General features: G+C 35.7%; 18 protein-coding genes and 1 riboswitch. Of the genes, 7 read left to right on the top strand and 11 right to left on the bottom strand.

Going from position 1 to position 19,214, the window contains the following annotated elements; genetic code table 11:
* Positions 1 to 40 precede the first annotated feature (40 nt).
* Genes CRT24_RS11665 through CRT24_RS11655 form a run of 3 tightly spaced genes read left to right on the top strand, consistent with a single transcriptional unit; the run spans position 41 to position 5,339 of the window.
* Positions 41 to 3,154 (top strand): TonB-dependent receptor, encoded by a 3,114-nt coding sequence (locus CRT24_RS11665; RefSeq protein ID WP_099371408.1) that lies wholly within the window; start codon positions 41 to 43, stop codon positions 3,152 to 3,154.
* A gap of 11 nt (positions 3,155 to 3,165) precedes the next feature.
* Positions 3,166 to 4,914: a RagB/SusD family nutrient uptake outer membrane protein gene (locus CRT24_RS11660; RefSeq protein ID WP_099371407.1), complete on the top strand. Its 1,749-nt coding sequence runs from the start codon at positions 3,166 to 3,168 to the stop codon at positions 4,912 to 4,914.
* An 11-nt stretch (positions 4,915 to 4,925) separates the two neighbouring features.
* On the top strand, positions 4,926 to 5,339 hold the full coding sequence (locus tag CRT24_RS11655; protein ID WP_144034572.1) for a DUF4945 domain-containing protein: 414 nt from the start codon (positions 4,926 to 4,928) through the stop codon (positions 5,337 to 5,339).
* Between the two features lie 101 nt (positions 5,340 to 5,440).
* Here the strand turns inward: CRT24_RS11655 and CRT24_RS11650 are convergent, their stop codons facing one another.
* The 8 genes from CRT24_RS11650 to CRT24_RS11615 form a co-directional block, all read right to left on the bottom strand.
* Positions 5,441 to 6,145 carry a HesA/MoeB/ThiF family protein gene (locus CRT24_RS11650; RefSeq protein ID WP_099371405.1) on the bottom strand — a complete coding sequence of 235 codons (705 nt, stop codon included), beginning with the start codon at positions 6,143 to 6,145 and terminating at the stop codon, positions 5,441 to 5,443.
* Positions 6,146 to 6,152: 7 nt separating this feature from the next.
* A complete protein-coding gene (gene thiH / locus CRT24_RS11645) occupies positions 6,153 to 7,271 on the bottom strand; it encodes a 2-iminoacetate synthase ThiH (protein WP_099371404.1) in 1,119 nt (372 codons plus the stop codon).
* 2 nt (positions 7,272 to 7,273) lie between these two features.
* Positions 7,274 to 8,047, bottom strand: a complete 774-nt coding sequence (locus CRT24_RS11640) for a thiazole synthase (protein ID WP_099371403.1) — start codon at positions 8,045 to 8,047, stop codon at positions 7,274 to 7,276.
* Positions 8,019 to 8,678, bottom strand: a complete 660-nt coding sequence (locus tag CRT24_RS11635; RefSeq protein ID WP_257214030.1) for a thiamine phosphate synthase — start codon at positions 8,676 to 8,678, stop codon at positions 8,019 to 8,021. Before CRT24_RS11635 ends, CRT24_RS11640 begins: the two co-directional genes overlap by 29 nt.
* Complete coding sequence (locus CRT24_RS11630) at positions 8,653 to 9,267, bottom strand: thiamine phosphate synthase (protein WP_099371402.1); 615 nt, start codon at positions 9,265 to 9,267, stop codon at positions 8,653 to 8,655. Before CRT24_RS11630 ends, CRT24_RS11635 begins: the two co-directional genes overlap by 26 nt.
* A complete protein-coding gene (gene thiC / locus CRT24_RS11625; RefSeq protein ID WP_099371401.1) occupies positions 9,264 to 11,075 on the bottom strand; it encodes a phosphomethylpyrimidine synthase ThiC in 1,812 nt (603 codons plus the stop codon). Before thiC ends, CRT24_RS11630 begins: the two co-directional genes overlap by 4 nt.
* Positions 11,076 to 11,092: 17 nt before the next feature.
* The gene (gene thiS / locus CRT24_RS11620; protein WP_099371400.1) at positions 11,093 to 11,299 is read right to left on the bottom strand and encodes a sulfur carrier protein ThiS; all 207 of its coding nucleotides are present in this window, start codon (positions 11,297 to 11,299) and stop codon (positions 11,093 to 11,095) included.
* A 65-nt stretch (positions 11,300 to 11,364) separates the two neighbouring features.
* A riboswitch (TPP riboswitch) is annotated at positions 11,365 to 11,463 on the bottom strand.
* Between the two features lie 77 nt (positions 11,464 to 11,540).
* Complete coding sequence (locus CRT24_RS11615) at positions 11,541 to 12,281, bottom strand: hypothetical protein (protein WP_099371399.1); 741 nt, start codon at positions 12,279 to 12,281, stop codon at positions 11,541 to 11,543.
* Positions 12,282 to 12,423: 142 nt separating this feature from the next.
* Here CRT24_RS11615 and CRT24_RS11610 point away from each other — a divergent pair, with 142 nt between their 5' ends.
* Positions 12,424 to 13,296 carry a DMT family transporter gene (locus CRT24_RS11610; RefSeq protein WP_099371398.1) on the top strand — a complete coding sequence of 291 codons (873 nt, stop codon included), beginning with the start codon at positions 12,424 to 12,426 and terminating at the stop codon, positions 13,294 to 13,296.
* A gap of 54 nt (positions 13,297 to 13,350) precedes the next feature.
* On the top strand, positions 13,351 to 13,599 hold the full coding sequence (locus tag CRT24_RS11605) for a Rho termination factor N-terminal domain-containing protein (protein ID WP_099371397.1): 249 nt from the start codon (positions 13,351 to 13,353) through the stop codon (positions 13,597 to 13,599).
* Between the two features lie 15 nt (positions 13,600 to 13,614).
* Here CRT24_RS11605 and CRT24_RS11600 read toward each other — a convergent pair whose 3' ends face one another.
* The gene (locus CRT24_RS11600; protein ID WP_099371396.1) at positions 13,615 to 14,364 is read right to left on the bottom strand and encodes a DUF6882 domain-containing protein; all 750 of its coding nucleotides are present in this window, start codon (positions 14,362 to 14,364) and stop codon (positions 13,615 to 13,617) included.
* A 594-nt stretch (positions 14,365 to 14,958) separates the two neighbouring features.
* Here CRT24_RS11600 and CRT24_RS11595 point away from each other — a divergent pair.
* Positions 14,959 to 16,533, top strand: a complete 1,575-nt coding sequence (locus tag CRT24_RS11595; RefSeq protein WP_144034571.1) for a sensor histidine kinase — start codon at positions 14,959 to 14,961, stop codon at positions 16,531 to 16,533.
* Positions 16,534 to 16,539: 6 nt separating this feature from the next.
* Positions 16,540 to 17,205 (top strand): response regulator transcription factor, encoded by a 666-nt coding sequence (locus tag CRT24_RS11590; RefSeq protein WP_099371394.1) that lies wholly within the window; start codon positions 16,540 to 16,542, stop codon positions 17,203 to 17,205.
* 255 nt (positions 17,206 to 17,460) lie between these two features.
* Here CRT24_RS11590 and CRT24_RS11585 read toward each other — a convergent pair whose 3' ends face one another.
* The gene (locus CRT24_RS11585) at positions 17,461 to 18,153 is read right to left on the bottom strand and encodes a response regulator transcription factor (RefSeq protein WP_099371393.1); all 693 of its coding nucleotides are present in this window, start codon (positions 18,151 to 18,153) and stop codon (positions 17,461 to 17,463) included.
* Between the two features lie 111 nt (positions 18,154 to 18,264).
* Positions 18,265 to 19,194 (bottom strand): hypothetical protein, encoded by a 930-nt coding sequence (locus tag CRT24_RS11580; protein WP_099371392.1) that lies wholly within the window; start codon positions 19,192 to 19,194, stop codon positions 18,265 to 18,267.
* Positions 19,195 to 19,214: the final 20 nt, after the last annotated feature.

The raw sequence follows: 19,214 nt of genomic DNA, 5'->3' as shown, positions 1-19,214 counted from the left end.
CTATTGTTGTCGAAATGCTTAATCGATTAACTTAACAATTATGTCTAATTTACCTATGAAGAATTACCGATTTTCAGGACTCATTGTTCTGTTTATTTGGTTCCAATTAATGGGCATGAACAGTGTTTTGGCTCAGCAAGGGGCGGTCACTGGGAAAGTAGTGGATAAAGAAGGAGCTGCGGTGGTTGGAGCCACAGTTGCTGCACTTCCGAATGGCAAGAAAACCGCTACAGGTGAAAACGGGGAATTTACCTTAGAGTCTGGCAACAGTACTCAAATTAGGGTAACAGCCTTAGGTTATAAACGTATTGATATTCCGATTGCACAGGCATCCAATATTGTATTGGAGAAGGATGAATTAGGTGTTGAGGAGGTATTGGTCACTGGTTATATGACTCAGCGTAAGGCGGATTTGACGGGTGCTGTTTCTGTTGTTAAACGGGAAGATTTTGTAAATAACCCAAGTGCAAATGTTATGCGTTCATTGCAGGGTAAGGTCCCGGGTGTCCGCGTTACAACTGATGGTAACCCAGCTGAAAATGTGGGCATCCAGTTTCGTGGAATTACCTCTTTTAATTCGTCGCCTCCATTAATTGTTTTGGATGGTCAACCTGTTTCCATTAACCTTCGAGATATCAATCCAAATGACATTGAAAATATTCAGTTCCTAAAGGATGCGTCTTCAGCCTCAATTTATGGATCTAGGGCAGCTGGTGGTGTTATTTTAGTGACAACCCGTAAAGGTGTAAAAGGAAAAGCTCGGGTCACTTATGAAGGTTATGTAGCTGCAAATAATCCTGGAAATGTACCACAGATGCTAAATGCCGAAGAATATGGGAGGGCGTTATGGCAAGCTACTGTCAATGATGGAGACGATCCAAAAGGTATCAGGTATTATGAATACGATTGGGATTTGAATGCTCAAGGAATACCCGTTCTTAATAGCGTTAAGCCTCTTGAATGGTTAAATGAGGCTAAGACTATGCCTTCAGCGAATACAAATTGGTTTAATGAAGGTATGAGAACTGGAATCCAACAAAACCATCAAGTTTCCATTACCTCAGGTACAGAAAATTCCACGAGTTTTTTCTCAGTGAATTATTATAACAATGAAGGTACCCAGATTACATCATTTTTTAGGCGTTTGGCCGCAAGGATGAATAATGAATATGAACTGTTGGATGGCAGGATCAAGATAGGGGAGAATTTGACTTTAACGAATTTGAGAATGCGTGATATCAATAAGACTTATGATCTTCTAGTAATGCCTCCGAATATTCCTGTTTATGCCAATGATGGTGAATGGGGTGGAGTTGCCATGCCATTGGGCATGGATGATTTTGCGAATCCTATCCGTGACATGAAATTGAACCAAGACAATACGGGCAACTTTATGAAAGTTTTGGGTTCAGCTTACTTGACGGCAGAAATCATCAACAATTTAACTTTCAGGTCACAATATGGTGTGGATTATAGTATGTGGTACGACCGAAAGATCGATAAAAAGTGGAATGAAGCAGGGGGTAAGGCTGGTACGATCAATGGTGTGAGTCAAAATAATTGGCATGATTTGGGTCAAACCTGGACGAATACTTTGTTATATAATCTTTCGACGGGACAGCATCAACTTGATTTCATGGTTGGTATGGAAGCCTATAAATTTTTGAATGAGACCTTAAATGGATATCGATCTGATATCTTACTCGAAGAACGTGACTATGCATATTTGTCAACTGCTACTGGTGAGCAACGTACGTTCAACGGGGGTGGAAATGAAAGAACTATGCTTTCTTACTTTGCGAAAGCCAATTATGTATTTGCTGATAAATATCTTGCTTCGGCTACATTTCGTCGTGATGGTTCTTCTTCATTTGGTAAGAACAATAGGTACGGGAATTTCCCATCATTTTCTGTAGGATGGAGAATCAAGAACGAGGAATTTATGAAAGAAGTGGATTGGATTGATGATTTGAAATTTAGGGCGAGTTGGGGTCAGAATGGAAATGCCTCACCTTTGAACTCAGGCAAACTGGTAAATATTTATGTTACAGATGTTAATGGAACCTCATATGCAATAGGAGGTAATGAAAGTGGAAGTATACCAACAGGTTTTAGGCGTGCAAGCTTAGGTAATCCTGATTTAAAATGGGAGACCACCACACAATTCAATATTGGTGCTGATTTCACTTTGTTACAGAACAGATTATATGGTTCATTGGATTGGTTCAATAAGAAAACGACTGATATGTTGTTTGAGCCGCCATACATTGCTGCACTCGGCGAGGGGGGATATCGTTGGGTCAATGCTGCTAACATGACCAACAAAGGGATAGAGGCACAGTTGACCTGGGCGGTTGCCAAGGAAGATTTCAGGTATTCCATTTCAGGGAATATATCAACCTACAAGCATCAAGTAAATTCATTGCCAGAGAATGTAAGGTTTGGATATGGTGGAAATGGACTTTTGGATGATATTATTGGTCGTCCGTTGAATTCATTATATGGTTTGGTTGCTGATGGGATTTATAGAACGCAAGAGGAGGTTGATAATGGGCCAAACCAACCAGGTAAGGGAATTGGCCGTATAAGATATAAAGATTTGGATGGTGATGGAGTAATCAATGAGATATTCGATCGTACTTGGATTGGCGTTACGGATCCCAAATTGGCAGCGGGGTTGAATTTCGAAGGAGCCTATAAAAACTTTGATTTCACTCTTTTTATGCAAGGGATTTTCGGGAATTCTGTGCGTAATACATGGAAGGAGCTAAGTGATTTTTGGAACATTGGTGTTCAAAATGACCGTAACCACCCTAGTAGGATTTTAGATGCATGGACTCCTTTGAATCCTGACTCTGATATTCCGGCACTATCCAGACGAGACGCCAATGCTGAAAAAAGATTCTCTACATATTTCGTAGAGGACGGTTCCTATGTCAAATTAAGGAATGTGACGATTGGATATTCACTTCCACTTTCCACCATTGAAAGAATTAAACTGAGCAAACTACGAGTTTATGTAACTGGTCAAAATATTTTTGCTCTGAAGAAATCTTGGGGCGAGGACAAGTTTACTGGAATGGATCCAGAAAATCCAGGAACTGGTTATCCAATGCCATTCTCATTTTATTTCGGTGTGAATGTTTCATTTTAATCTTAGCTATCATGAAAAATTTAAAATCTATAATATATATCTTCTTATCATTTTCATTGATTGGATGTTCCAAATTTTTAGATGTAAATCCAAAAGGAGTATTGTCGGAGGAGCAGGTTTCCAAGCCTGAATTAATTGACAATTTTGTTGTGGCCGCTTATGCGGCTATGCCTGGTTTAGGTTTTGGTACCACTCATGCACCATGGATTCAGAGTGTCAGATCTGATGATGCCTATAAAGGTGGTGGAGGTCTCAGTGACCAAACTCCTTGGTATGAGATGGAAATTTATACGGCCGTAACCCCCAATATTGGCAATAATGATGGCCCTTGGTATTTAGGGTATGTAGGAATCAGTCGGTGCAACACGGCTATCCGTCTATTGAATGAGATGGATGCGGCAGAATATGAACTTAAGGAAGAGCGGATTGCAGAGATGAAATTTCTCCGCAGTTGGATCTATTTGGGGATGAAATTGCGATGGAAATATATTCCATTTATCGATGATACGGTTCCTAATGATGCAGTGATTGTTGAAGGGATTTCCAATAGACCTGATGATATGAAAAATGATTTGCCAATATGGGATAGAATCATCCAGGATTTTGAAGATGCAGCTAAAGTTTTGCCAGATATTCAGACAGAGAAAGGTAGACCTACAAAATATGCTGCGCATGCATTTGCTGCAAAAGCTTTACTTTTCAGGGCATACGAGCAAAATGACCAACATAAAGTAGTCAATATCAATAAAGAGACTTTGCAAAAATCATTGGTGCATATCAATGAAATTATGACTAAGGACAAAAGTCAATTTGACTTAGAAGAAGATTTTGCAAACAATTTCCTGCCTGAATTTGACAACAAGACGAAGGAATCACTATGGGAAATTCAATATTCCATTGATGATGGAACGACAGATGGGCGTATAAATCGTGGGGATGAGTTAAATGCGCCATGGTGGACTCCATTTTTCAGTTGCTGTGATTTCCACAAGGTTTCTTATACAATGATTAATGCCTTTAAAACAGATAATACTGGTTTACCTGATTTTGAAAACTATAATAACACAGAATTTATGGGAGACAAGTATAAAGAATATTTCACATCTCATTCTTTTGACCCTCGTTTAGGGCATACTGCTGCAATCCCAGGTTATCCTTGGAAATATAATAATGCAATTATCTATCAGGAATCAGGCTCGAGAGCACCTTTTCAATATGGTTATTTCAATTCTATGAAAGAACAAGTTGATCCAAATTGTAATTGTTTATTCAAGCCATTCTACATTTATAATTCCATGAATAAAAAGGAAATTAGGTATTCTGAAGTATTACTTTGGAAGGCTGAGATTTTGATGGAGCAGGGACAGTTGCAGGAGTCGTTGAACTTGGTGAATAGGGTGAGGAGCAGAGCAGCTACAAGCTTGGCACATTTGAAAAAAGCTGATGGTACGCTATGGATGAATTATAAAATTGAACTATACAAGCCAGGGGTGAATTTTACTTTGAACAAAGAGAATTTAAAGAAGGCCATAATCTGGGAGAACAGGTTAGAGTTTGCTAATGAGGGAAGGCGATATTTTGATTTATTGAGATGGGGGCTTCTTTCAGAAACCATGAATGAATATTTGAACAAAGAAAAAAGAAGGTTTGATTGGTACAATCAAGGAAGGTTTGTAGCTGGGCGAGATGAGTATTTGCCCATTCCACAACCACAAATGAATTGGTCTAAGGGATCATACAAACAAAATCCGGGATATTAAAAAGATATATTATGAAAAGATATATAATAGCGCTGATTGTTATGGTAATAATTTCTGCGTGTCGTAAAGATGAGTTTGATGTAAAAGAAGGAGTCAGTTTGCCAACTGTTGAGAATTTGAAATCTGAGGCTGTGGGAACAAGTCAAGTTAAATTGAGTTGGCAAATTCCGCAACAAATTCCTTCAGAAATTGAAAGGCCACTGAAGGTATTTTTAGAGGTGAATAAAATTATTGGTCCAACTAAGCATATTTCAGTATTCAGTCATACAATTGAGGAAGAGGCGACCTCCTTTCTTTTTGATATACCTACGGATCCTGGAGAATATCATGTGGTTGTAAAGTTAAATGGTACCACGGTTCAAAAAGATAAAAACTATTCGCAGATTATTTTTTCATTAGGTCAAACCATTGTTTTAAAGAAATAGTTATTGGTGTTTTATATTAGATTTATTAGTTTGTTACAGGATTGGCAGGGATTACCCTGCCATCCTGGTTTTTAAGAATTAGGGTCACACTAATTACTATCTTAATATTTTATTTGCCTAAAGGACCAGTTATAACAATCGACGAGAGTTAGCTGGTTTGGTTGAATTGGCAATCCAATGATTATTTTCAATGTTAGCATGGCCATCATACTTCCAATAATCCCTGGCAGTGCACCTAGTACACCAAATTGGTCACAATTCTGAATATCTTCAGCATTTGGAGGAGTAGGGAATAAGTCTCTCAACTGCTTGCTGCCTTGGTAATTGAAGACTGCAACTTGACCTTCAAAAGAGAATATGCTTCCATAAACGAGAGGTTTGTCCAATTTGATACAATAGTCGTTTACTAAATATCGAGTTTCAAAATTATCAGATCCGTCAACCACTATGTCAAAATCTGCCAAGATGGAGGTGATATTATCTTCAGACAGCATTGAGTTTATGGGAATAAATTCTATACTTGAATTAAATTGGTTGACAAATGATTCAGCGCTTTCAACTTTGGGTTTTCCGATAAATTTTTCCTGATGTATCACTTGTCTGTTAAGGTTGTGGATTTCCAGAATGTCAAAATCAACTACGGCTAGTTTTCCAACACCTGCGGCAGATAGATATTGAATTACAGGAGAGCCCAACCCGCCTGCACCGACTACTAATACTTTGGAATTCTTCAATTTCCGTTGTCCTTCGACCGAGACTTCTTCCATAAAAATCTGTCTACTATATCGACTGAATTCTTGATCCATAATTTACCTAATTGATTGCAGAGAAGCAGTTGTCCCAATCCTTCATAATTGGATCATAACCGACTTCTTTTATTTTATTTTTTATCTCCTGCATGCTTCTTTCATCGGAGATTTCAAATTGTTCTAATGATTGCGGATCTACCGTATATCCTCCTGGATTCGTCTTTGAAGCTGCACTCATTGTTGTAGCGCCTAATTTAATAATATGATCTCTGAATTTTTCACTTTCCCGAGTAGAAATGGAAATCTCCAAGTCTGGATTCCATAATCGATATGCACAGATTAGTTGGAGTAGATGTTTGTCTTCCATAATAAAATTAGGTTCTACAAAACCTTCGGCTGGTCTGAGCCTGGGAAATGATACGGAATACTTGGTTTGCCAGTATTTTTTTTGAAGGTATTCCAAATGCATAGCATTATAAAAGCTATCGATTCTCCAATCTTCAAGGCCCAAAAGCACCCCCATTCCAATTTTATGGATTCCAGCTGAACCTATACGGTCAGGTGTATCGATCCGATAATTGAAGTTAGACTTTTTTCCCTTTGGGTGATAAGTTTTATAAACTTCTTCATGGTAGGTTTCTTGATATACCAAGACAGAGTGAACTCCAGCTTGATGAAGTCTTTCATATTCGTATTGAGATAGAGGTTGGACCTCGATTGAAATATTTGAAAAGTAGGGTTTTAAAAGACGGATTGCATTCAGAAAATATTCTATTTCAACAATTTTATTGGCTTCACCAGAAACTAATAAGACATGGTTTACGCCCATGTCCTTTAGGGCAAGTGCTTCTAGAACAATTTCTGTATTGCTCAGTGTCTTTCTTTTAATTTTGTTGTCCATACTGAAACCGCAATAGGTACAAATATTTTGACATTCGTTGCTCAAATACATAGGAGCATATAGCTGAATTGTCTTACCAAATCTTTGTTGGGTAATCTGATTGCTCATGATTGCCATTTTTTCCAATAGTGGTTCTGCTGCCGGACTGATCAAGTTGAGGAAATCCAAAATGTTTTTTTTTGGTCGATTTAAAGATGCTTGAGCTTCAATTTCAGTACATCTCATTATTCTATTTCCAACGTCAGACCAACTGAATTGATTTAAATAATCTTTTATTTCCATTATTAGTCCATTAAAAAAGAGGTGAGTGGGGAGGATGCATTAGCTTTATTATTCTCTGATGCGAGACCTGATTCGTAAGCTATTCTTCCAGCTATGACTGCCAATTTAAATGCTTCGGCCATTTTGATCGGGTTTGATGCGGTTGCAATTGCTGTATTTACTAAAACTGCATCTGCACCAATTTCCATAGCTTTGGCTGCATCGGAGGGTGTCCCAATTCCTGCGTCAACAACAACTGGTACTTGACTTTGTTCAATAATTATTTCAAGAAAATCAACAGTTTTTAGTCCTTTGTTACTACCTATTGGAGCGCCCAAAGGCATGACGACTGCGGTTCCAGCGTCTTCCAGTTTTTTACATAGTACGGGGTCTGCATGGATATATGGCATGACTACAAAGCCCAATTTTGCCAGTTCTTCTGTAGCTTTCAACGTTTCTATAGGGTCAGGCATTAAATAGCGTGGGTCAGGGTGTATTTCAAGCTTTACCCAATTTGTCTGCAATGCTTCCCGAGCCAACTGAGCAGCCAACACAGCTTCTTTGGCATTTCTTGCTCCGGAGGTATTAGGTAGTAAACTAACTTGTGGCAGGACTAAAGATTCCAACAGGTTATTTTCTTGGGATTTGGAATCAATTCGTTTTAATGCTAATGTAACTAATTCTGTCTGTGATGCTAACACAGATTCCGACATCTGTGTTAAATCGCCAAATTTACCCGTGCCAAGGAACAGTCTGGAACTAAATACTTTATCTGCAATTATTAATTTGTTCTTCATAGTTTGTTTTCAATTTTGTAATCAATTCAGGATTTCTTTTTATCAAACCGGATACTGCTATTCCATATATACCGATGTGGATGAGCTTTTGGATATCATTTTCTTCTATACCTCCAATAGCAAAAATTGGAGGAGTAACAATTTTTCCAGCTTTAATTTTATTACAGATGTTTTTATAACCTTCCAATCCTAGGATAGGGCTTAACTTCTTTTTTGTAGGCGTGAACCTCATTGGTCCTAAGCCAATGTAATCGCAGCCTTCCCTTTGACGTCGAATAACATCTTCATAAGTATTTGCGGTTCCACCAAATATTTTAGATTCTCCTAATATGTTCTTTGCTGAGTCAATTGACTCATCGTTTAATCCCAAGTGGATGCCATCAGCATCCATCTCCTTCGCAAGAGATACATGGTCGTTGATTATATAGGTTGCTTTATATTCTTGACATAGTTTTTTGATATTGTAGGCAAGTTTGTGAAGCTCATTAGTTGTAGGGTAAGTTTTCCACCTTAACTGAACCCATTGTATTCCGTTGTCTAAAGCATTTTTGACGTTTTCAATTTGATCGTTATAATCAAATCCATCAGATATATACTGGATTCTTTCAAGATTGTTCATTTTCAATTTCATTCCAAATCCTTTCCTTTTGTTTGCATGCTTTTATATATGCTGCTGGTTTATTTTGATTCCATATTGATCCCATTAGTGCTATTCCATCTGCTCCATTTTGTAAGACTTGGTCCATGTTCTGATAATTTATGCCTCCTAAACCAATTAGTTTCATTTCTTGGTTATTTCTGAATTTAATGTCTTTCAATACTGTCTTTAGCTTACCATAACCGGGTTTGGAGATACTTTTAAAAGTTGGACTTAAAAAAGCATAAGTCCATGTTTGATTTAAAGCATTGAATTCATCAATTGAATGAGTAGATGTGGATAGTTGTTGCCCAATAGCTATTAAATCTGGGTGTAAACTAATTCTATCCTCAGTATTAAAATGCAAGCGATTAATTCCAAGTTCGTGTGATAGGTGTTTATGCGAATGAAGCACTATTTTCATCCTATCAATAGGATTTACTTTATTCAAATATTCCAATACTGTTTCATCTTGTAAACCATATTTCCTGAAATGGAAAAGATCCATTCCATTTTCAAACATCTCATTTACATGATTTATTTCATTGGATATGATGCTCAATGGAGAAATTACAATGATCATAGATATATTTCCTTACCCTTTTCGATAAATTCTTGGGATTTCGCGAGCAAACCTTCTTCGGTTGCTTCCCTGATTTCTTGAGTGATTTTCATTGAACAAAATTTTGGGCCGCACATTGAGCAGAAATGAGCAACTTTTGCTGCATCTGCTGGCAGTGTTTCATCATGAAATTCTCTAGCAGTATCAGGGTCTAAGGACAAGTTGAACTGGTCTTCCCATCTAAATTCAAATCGCGCTTTGCTGAGGGCATTGTCTCTATATTGTGCTCCTGGATGGCCTTTTGCTAAATCAGCTGCATGTGCAGCAAGTTTATAGGTGATAACTCCATCCTTTACATCTTTTTTGTTTGGCAGGCCTAAGTGTTCCTTTGGAGTGACATAACACAACATGGCACAGCCATACCATCCAATCATTGCAGCTCCAATTGCAGAGGTGATATGGTCATATCCTGGAGCTATATCTGTCGTCAATGGTCCTAAAGTGTAAAATGGTGCTTCATCGCATTCTTTTAACTGTTTTTCCATGTTTTCCTTTATCATATGCATTGGGACATGACCGGGACCTTCAATCATTACCTGAACATCATGTTTCCAAGCTATTTTCGTTAGTTCTCCCAACGTTTCCAATTCGGCAAATTGTGCAGCATCATTGGCATCAGCAATAGATCCTGGCCTCAGGCCATCTCCTAAAGAAAAAGCAACATCATATTGCTTCATAATCTTACATATCTCTTCAAAGTGGGTATATAAAAAATTCTCTTTGTGGTGAAATAGGCACCATTTTGCCATGATGGAACCTCCTCTAGAAACAATTCCGGTTACCCTTTTGGCGGTAAGATGAATATATCGCAATAATACACCAGCATGAATGGTAAAATAAGAGACTCCCTGTTCAGCTTGTTCGATCAATGTATCTTTAAAAATTTCCCATGTAAGGTCCTCAGGAATTCCTTTTACTTTTTCTAATGCTTGATAGATTGGTACTGTTCCAATTGGAACTGGAGAATTTCGAATTATCCATTCTCTAGTTTCATGAATGTTCTTTCCTGTTGAAAGGTCCATTATGGTATCAGCGCCCCAGCGACAGGCCCATACAGCCTTTTCAACTTCTTCTTCGATGCTCGAACTGACTGCACTATTACCTATATTGGCATTGATTTTCACTAAGAAATTCCTGCCGATGATCATTGGTTCACTTTCGGGGTGATTAATATTGTTTGGAATGATAGCTCTACCTGCAGCAATCTCATCTCTTACAAATTCAGCTGTAATGTAAGTTGGTGTTTTTGCTCCGAAATTTTGACCAGGATGTTGTTCTGCCATTCCTTTTGTAACAGTTTCCAGTTGTTCTATCTTTTGATTCTCTCTTATAGCAACATATTCCATTTCTGGTGTAATGATTCCTTTTCTAGCATAATGTAGCTGAGTTACATTTGCCCCCTCGATAGCCCTTTTCGGTTTGTGGTTATATGAAAATCTCAGCTCATCCAATTTGGAGTCGTTCAATCTTAGGATGCCATATTCAGAACTTATATTGTCCAGGACTTCTACATCATTACGATTTAATATCCACTCTTCTCGGAGTCTATTTATTCCTTTTCGGATATCAATTGTGACGTTTTCATCTGTATAAGGACCGGAGGTGTCATAAATAGTGATTGGAGGATTAATTTCCACGGAGCCATTGGAAAGTTTTGTTGGAGTTAGCGATATTTCTCTCATCGCAACCTGTATGGGATGGATCTTTCCGGGGATAAATACTTTTTTCGAATTTGAAAATGGGTTCGTTGTTATTTCTTGTTCTTTCATGATTTTTTGTTTTAGGATTATCCACCTTGGGTTGCGGTAATGATTAGAATTGAATCGTTGTCTGCCAATGGAGTAACAGACCAGGAGTTTCTTGGAATAACTTGATTGTTAAGAGCTATAGCTACGCCATTTGTTTTGCCTTTGAGTTCCAAATGCATTAATTCTTCCAAATTGTTAATTGGAAAAGCAAAGTTTGTTAATTGATGATTGATGATTAATACCATTCCATTAAAGTTTATAAGCAATAAATATGCTTTAGGAATGGCTACATTGGATACAGGCGACCCATGAAAGACATTTTACTTTTCCCTCCGCTAGTATGATCTAGATCAGGTTGTAAGGGTAAAATCTCAGCCTGCAACAAGTGCAGACACCCCTAAAGCTTGGGCAAGTTAACTAAATGAATTAACTAAAAGAAATAATTTGTTATTTAAACTACACGTAAAAGCCTGTATGTAGTGCTGTTTACTTTAGGTTTATATGGTTTTGGGAATTCTTTTCTTTAAATTCTTTGTAGGAATTTTTTACATATACATGTAAGTCATAAGTCGTCCAATATTGAGCAGTTTCAAGGTCTGGTCTATATTCAACCATAAATTTTTCGAGTTCATCATTCTCCATTGGAATAATTTCATAAATGGAAACCTTATTGAATATTTGGTCGACCTCCATATTTTCGATTTCTTGATTCATGAACTTTTCAAATCTTCGTGCGTTTTTCCCTGCAGCACTGAATTTTTCATAAAAGAAAGTTATGGGTGAGCCTCCAAAAGGAGAAAGGAGGTACCATGGTGGTTTTCCAGAATAATGTAAGCCACCCTTAACATTGTAATCATGTTTCATGGCGTGCAATTCCTTAAATCTTGCTGCTTTTGTATTTCCCATTATGACTATTTCCTCTAATACGATAGCTTTCTTCTGAAGGTATACCAACTCTGGCAAATCGTAAGCTTCTATAGTGAGTGTATTCCAATGAGGATGGACAAACATGATACTGTCATATGGATTTGCGTCAATGTGAAATGATCCGTCAGCACCTGAATATAAGGTTTGCTTTGTTCTTTTATTAATTACTTCGATGTTTTTTAATAAAAGAGTACTATCACTGGAAAAGATAGTTCCCGGATAGCTGTACTGAATCTGAGCATATAGACCTGATGTGAATAGGAAATTAAATATGATGAAAATAATTAGTTTGAATTTCATGATATGATTTTTGGTTCCTAAAACTATATTCTAATTTAAGATTTATCGTTCAAAGATAATTGTGTGATAACTTAATTTAACAAATCCTGAGGAGAAATTATCTAGTTGCCTTATCTTTACGGCAATAACCTGGGTGAAATACATGATCCGAAACACAAAATTTGCCGTTACTGCCGCCATTTTATCTATGATCTGTGTACAGGGCGGAGCTTCCTTTGCAAAGCAATTATTTCCAGCTATAGGTCCAATAGCTACCACGGCATTGCGGATTGGACTTTCAGCAATAATTTTATATCTCATTACTAGGCCCAAACTCCATACTTTTACAAAGCAGCAATGGTTGTATTGTTCTGCTTATGGTCTTGGGATTGCTGTCATGAATTTGATTTTTTACATGGCAATTCAAAGAATACCATTGGGCCTGGGTGTAACTATTGAGTTTGTAGGGCCATTGTTTTTGGCATTTGCACTGTCTAGGAAATTGCTGGATGTTGTTTGGGCTGTTTTAGCTTGCGCAGGGATTCTCTTGATTGTCCCATGGCAAAGTAATGGTGTTGATCCTTTAGGTTTGTTATTTGCTTTGTTGGCAGGGACATTTTGGGCTGTATATATCATGATGGGGAGCAAAGTTTCAAAGATTATGGAAGGAAGACAAGCTGTTTCCGCCGGAATGATTATAGCAACCCTTTTTATCTTACCTTTTGCATTATGGGACGGAGCAATTTTGCATTTAAACCTGAGTCTATTTGGAAAAGGTCTATTGGTTGCCATTTTATCTTCAGCTTTGCCTTTTTCCTTAGATATGATTGCATTGGGTAAACTTCCTACTAAGACATTCAGTATTCTGACTAGTTTGCAACCAGCGTTTGCTGCACTTTCTGGTCTCGTATTTTTACATGAATTTTTGACCATTACACAATGGTTATCTGTCGCCTGTGTAGTTTTGGCGAGTATTGGTACAACTGTTTTTTCAAAGCGAAATGTCCAAATTCCAAAAAATCAAGAAGTTCAATAAGATTCAACAATTATTAATTCTGGGTGTTCTAAAGATATATTAAAATTTAAAGTTATGCCTAGAGATAAAGCTCCACAAATCAAGAAGCCTGATACCTATGATGCTTTGGTAGATAAAGGAATGAGCAAAGAAAAAGCGGCACGAATTTCTAATGCCCAAGCCGCAGGTACCATCGATCACAGGTCTAAAAAATTAGACGAAAGGACCAAGGTAGACCTAATGGCAGAGGCAAAAGAAATTGGTATTAAAAATAGGCATAATATGACCAAAGATGAATTAATAAAAGCAATCAGAGGCCATTAATATTCTTTGAAAATATTATCCTTCCAGGTTTATTATTCTATGCGATTGATCTAAGATGGCTACACATCTATCAGAACCTTTAGTTCCAATTATTTTATTTTCTTTTTCTTCTATTAGGTAGCCTTTTGCTTTTAAATAGGCTATGAAAGCATTTTTGTGGTCTAGATTGAAGTTTGAAATTACTTGTGGGAATGTTGTAAATATTCTATAGTGTCCAATTTTCCTGTTTTTTCTAATTTCATCAGATTTCACTGTCATGAGCATTATTCCACTTCCATAATCAGCGAAATAATATCCATCAGCATTAAACATTCCGACTGCTATTAATCCTAATCGATGTAGGTCCTCCTGTTTAATAGTATATTCTGGCGTCCTGAGTTGGTCAATTTTATGTTGCACGCCGTATGCTTTTAATTTCTTTGCGTCTACCATTAAATTTTCCGGTAAGTTTGACTGACTATTTGCCCACGCCCATAACCAGGTGTTGACAGAATAGGAAAAACTTCCTATAATTTGAATTGGAAACTCCATGTCTTCTCCAAAAGTAATGGTGCCGCGAGTTAAATCCGCATCCCAGCTTCTCCCTTCAATTAGTTCCGAAAAATCTATCTGTTTCTCAAATCCCAAGGCAACATATCTTTCTAATAATTCTAATTCTGTTTTTATAGGCTCGAATGTAGGAGTATTTTCTGTGGTTTGTTTTTCTGGTTTTTCGGTTTCTTTTTTCGATGAAGATTTTCCAAATAATCTATTTAAAAATCCCATAATGTATGTATTTGCTGTTGTTTGTTGAGTTTTGCTGTTGAAGTTAAGAAAGGCAAGTGAATTTATGATATAACATATGCGTAATCACAAAGGAAATTCTTTTTTCGTAGTGTTATATCTACTGTTTATAAGCGAAAAACATTCTCGATTAATATCGATGAATATTAATTACGCATAAATTATCTGGTATTTTTATTGTGAAACGGGATGTTAGTGTCATTCTTGTTAAATTGTCAAATTAAATTTTTCAAAAATTATCCTTTGTAACTTTATAAAAGTTAAAGATTGAGGAATTGATTTGGTTTTTGTAAATATTTGATTTTTAGTTTAATAAAAGAGTTTGATATGATGATTACTCTAAAGATTTCTAATAAGTTGTGCTTTCCTTGAGTGAAAAATTGTTTCATATCTGTAATTATTAGTGTGGAGGGATTAAACATAATGCATAAATTATTATTTTAGTGCTTTAACTATTTACCATTGAAACCATTATTAGCGATTGCAGGGATATTGCTGTTTGTATCTTGCAATAAACAAGTGAATCCGGACGAGCCTCATGAAAAAAATCATTTCTATGAGCAGGCTTATGAATTTTTGGAAAAGAATGAACCTGATAGTGCTTTTGTATACTTTGAAAAAGCTAGGCTACTTTATTTGGAAAATAAAGACAGTCTAGGGGTTGCGAGTAGCTTGGTAAACATGGCAATTAATCAAACAGATTTGGGTGATTACTATGGTTCTCAAGAAACGTCAATTCAAGCCCTGAATTATTTAGATACCAATGACAGTAGTGAGTTTAATGTACTTAGTAGTATTTATGGCAATTTGAGTAATGTCGCAGAATATTTAAAGGAGCCTGAAAAGTCGAACGAATATATTGAATTAGCTATTAAATATTCTTTAGATTCAACAAGTCGTAATGTTTTTATAAACAATTTGGCAACGAATTATATGCATATAAAGAACTACAAAAAAGCTATTGATATTTTTCAAGAAATCATTCCTAAAACAGATTCTAATTCAACAGATTATGCACGATTTATAACAAATTATTCAAGAGCTAAATTTTTATTAGATTCATCTTACAATCCAATCCCAGAAATGCTGAAGGCATTACAAATAAGAGCCGATCGGGATGATTTATGGGGTCTGAATTCTAGTTATTCCAACATAGCAAATTATTATCTTGATAGAAACCAGGATTCTGCACTTTATTATACTCAAAAACAAATAGAAATTGCCAATAAAATTAAAAATTCAGATGCTAGATTAGCTTCCATGAAAAGATATTTGTTATTGACAATGGATGAATTTGATAAATCAAGTTTTGAAAAATACCAGGAAATAGTAGATAGCGTAGAGTTGGCTCGTATGACCGCGAAAAATCAATTTGCTCTGGTACGATATGAAGTTGAAAAGAATAAAGCTCATAACCTTAAACTTCAGAATGAAATCGATAAAAAACAATATAGGATAAATTTGCAATTAGCAATTTTTTGTATGGTTTTAATAATTATTGGTTTGACCAGTTATTATATCTGGATATTATATAAGCGCAGAAAAGTTACATTAGAGCTAGCTGCTGCAAACCGGATTAAAGAAAGTCAGCTGAAAACTTCTCGGAAAGTACACGATGTTGTTGCAAATGGAATTTATAGGGTTATGGCTGAACTAGAAAACAAAGATAAAATTGATAGGGAGGAGTTGTTGGATCGCTTGGAAATCATGTATGATAAATCGAGGGACATTTCTTATGAGGTTGAGGATGAAGCAGAACAAGAAGTAGCTTTCCATCTCGTTGTTTCAGATCTCCTAAAGTCATTTTCAAATGAATATAGAACAGTATTAATTGCGGGTAATGATCAAGCTGTTTGGGATATGTGCAGTTCAAATCTAAAGATCAACATTGAAGAAATTTTACAGGAATTAATGGTAAACATGCAAAAGCATAGTAGGGCTGATGAAGTTATTATTCGATTTGATTATGACGGTTCCAATCTATTGATTTTTTACAAAGACAATGGGATTGGAATGCCTGAGGATAAAAAATTTGGAAATGGATTGAGTAATACGGAAAACCGTATAAATAATTTAAAAGGTAAAATTACTTTTGAGAAACAATTTGAAAATGGATTAGGGATTAATATTGAAATCCCTATTAATAAATAGGCATTTATGTTTAAAAAAGTACTGATTGCTGAAGATCATGAAGTTGCAAACTTATCTGTTCACCGTACTGTTCAAGAATATGGTGTTGCAGAAACAAAGTATGTTTATTATTGCGACGATGCACTAACATGGATCAGAAATGCGATCCGCGAAGGTGAACCTTATGATTTATTGATTACAGATCTTGTTTTTGAGGATGATATTGTACCTCAAAAAATTACACATGGAAAAGATTTAATCAAAGCAGCAAAAGAATTACAGCCAGAGCTCAAAGTTATTGTATTTTCTTCCATAGAAAGGATCAGTTTAATTGAGGACTTGTTCAGAAATTATCAGATTGATGGTTATGTAAGAAAAGCTAGGCATGATGGCCAACATTTTAAGGATGCCCTTAAAGCAGTCGATAGCAATAAAATCTACCAATCACCTGATATAAGGTTGGCATTGCGTTCAAAAAATTCACATGAATTTACAGCCATGGATATACAGATCATTTCTTCATTGTCCAATGGAATTCTTCAAAAAAATATCCCACAGATCCTCCAAGATAAAAATATCAAGCCTTCGGGATTGAGTAGTATCGAAAAGAGATTGAATCTGATGAAGGAAGTTTTGGGATTCACTAAAAATGAGCAGTTAGTGGTTTATTGCAAGGATAGAGGATTGATTTAGAAATTTTACCAAACTATATTAACCAGATTAATGAGTATGGCCTTTGGGATTCCCAGAGGCCATTTGTTTTGTAATATAGTTTTATATCCTTGTTAAAAAATGTTAACTATACATGTATAAAATACTTTGGGCATAGGCTTTGCGTTTAATATTGTACAAACAGAGTAAAAGAGTAATGAGTAAATAATTTCATAATTTAGGTTAATAATTGGTTAGTTAAAAAAAACCTGAGCTTCCCCGGCTCAGGTTTTTTATTTATGTCAAATCAAATGTGACTGCGAATTTCAATAATTCTGCAAATGATCTACTTTCAATCTTTTTACAGATATTTTTCCGATGAGTTGCTACCGTATGTGAGGAAATAAAAAGTTGATCTGAAATTTCAGGGGTTGACAGCCCATTGGAAAGCAATCGGATAATCTCTTTTTCTCGATTTGTCAATTGTGCAAATTTCTTATAATTTGCCCTTAGATATTCATCGAGGTCTAATGTTTTGTTGACTCTTTTGATTAAATAATCCATTCCATCAATTGGAGTCGACAATACAACTAAATTATTGGTTGATTCAATTTCCAGGATTTTGCATGTGGTAAAACACCATATCATTGATTGAGAGGAATAATGTTTTACTCTTTGGAAAAAATTATAGGTTTTATCAAATTCAGCATTTTTAATATACTGTTGTAACCCTCCAAAGAAAGAATGTATTTCTTCTTTTATAAAGAATTTCTCATAATACAAAGGTCCAAGTTCAACAATTTCTTCAGGACATACTCCTAAAAAATTTGTGCCCCAATTGTTCATGTAGCTACATTCTACAGGTTCATTGTTGGAGGTTTCTTGCATCATTAAGGCCGCAGGAACAATCTGACCCAAATCCGGAACATTCAATTCTCCAAATTTGACTCCCTTGGAAATCTCGTATAAATGCGCGTCAAGAGCATTCATAATAATTAATAATTAGTTCGGTGGTTCAATAATTAACCCTAATGTAAATAAAAATGTTCAAACATGGAAATTAAATTGAATAAATATTAATTCAATAAACATTAATTTAACCTAATTATAGTCTATTATTGTTTTTGATTCTTCGCTTAATAGTGGATTTCCATTTTCAGGATTCAGGATCAAATTTTTCTTGTAAACCCCAATAGGTCTTGATCTATTATCTTTTTCAACTGTGTAGCTGGTTGCATCATTCCAATCCAAATTTGGATCCGAATTATTCTCTTGCACTAAGATTGCGATATCTTTTTCTGGTAAATGCTCAGGAATTACTTCATAAATTGTAATAGGGTTAAAGCCTATTTGATCGTAAATATTTTTAAGATAATGTTTTGTATTTCCATTCTTGTAGAAAACTTTAATATCAATATACATGAAGTGATAAGGATTCAGAATGGGAATATTAATGTCCTCCATCAAGCATTCTGAAATATCATCACCCTGATATTTATAAGAGATACTCATAAATTTTGAAAACTTAGAGTCTGAAAAGGAAAGACGATCACGATAATAAATTCTTGATGGTTTTTTTTCTGTTGAATTGTATTCAAATTTAGCTATTATCAGGCTGTTGCTGATCTCACCATCCTCGGTGGTGAATTCAATACTTTGGTTAGCACTTGAGACTTTAACTTCTTTCAATCTGCCGAGTGGGTCCCATTCAAAGATTTCTTCGTAAGGAAAATTGGGATCCTGATTAATAAATACTTTCTTTTCAACTCTACCGTTTGCCCCATAAATGAATTTAAACAAACCAATTTCTATTAATTTGTTTTCTTTATCATATTTTAAATCCATTTCACTTTCAGTAGCTTCATTATTGACTCCATTTAAATAGTTGTCACCAAGAGAAGTTCTTGAGCTTGTTGTGAGTTTTTTTATTTGGTCTGTTTCATTTGGTTTGTGATTATCCTTTTGACATCCAAGGATAAATAGAAAAAGTAAACTGGTTATGTAGATTACTAGAAGCCTATTAGTTTTCATAATATTGGTTTGAATAGCTA

Origin of the sequence: Sphingobacterium sp. 1.A.5, assembly GCF_002734235.1 — a bacterium.
Taxonomy (GTDB): domain Bacteria; phylum Bacteroidota; class Bacteroidia; order Sphingobacteriales; family Sphingobacteriaceae; genus Sphingobacterium; species Sphingobacterium daejeonense.
The sequence above is the reverse complement of the archived record's forward strand: the minus strand, read 5'-3'. Positions and strand labels throughout refer to the sequence as shown.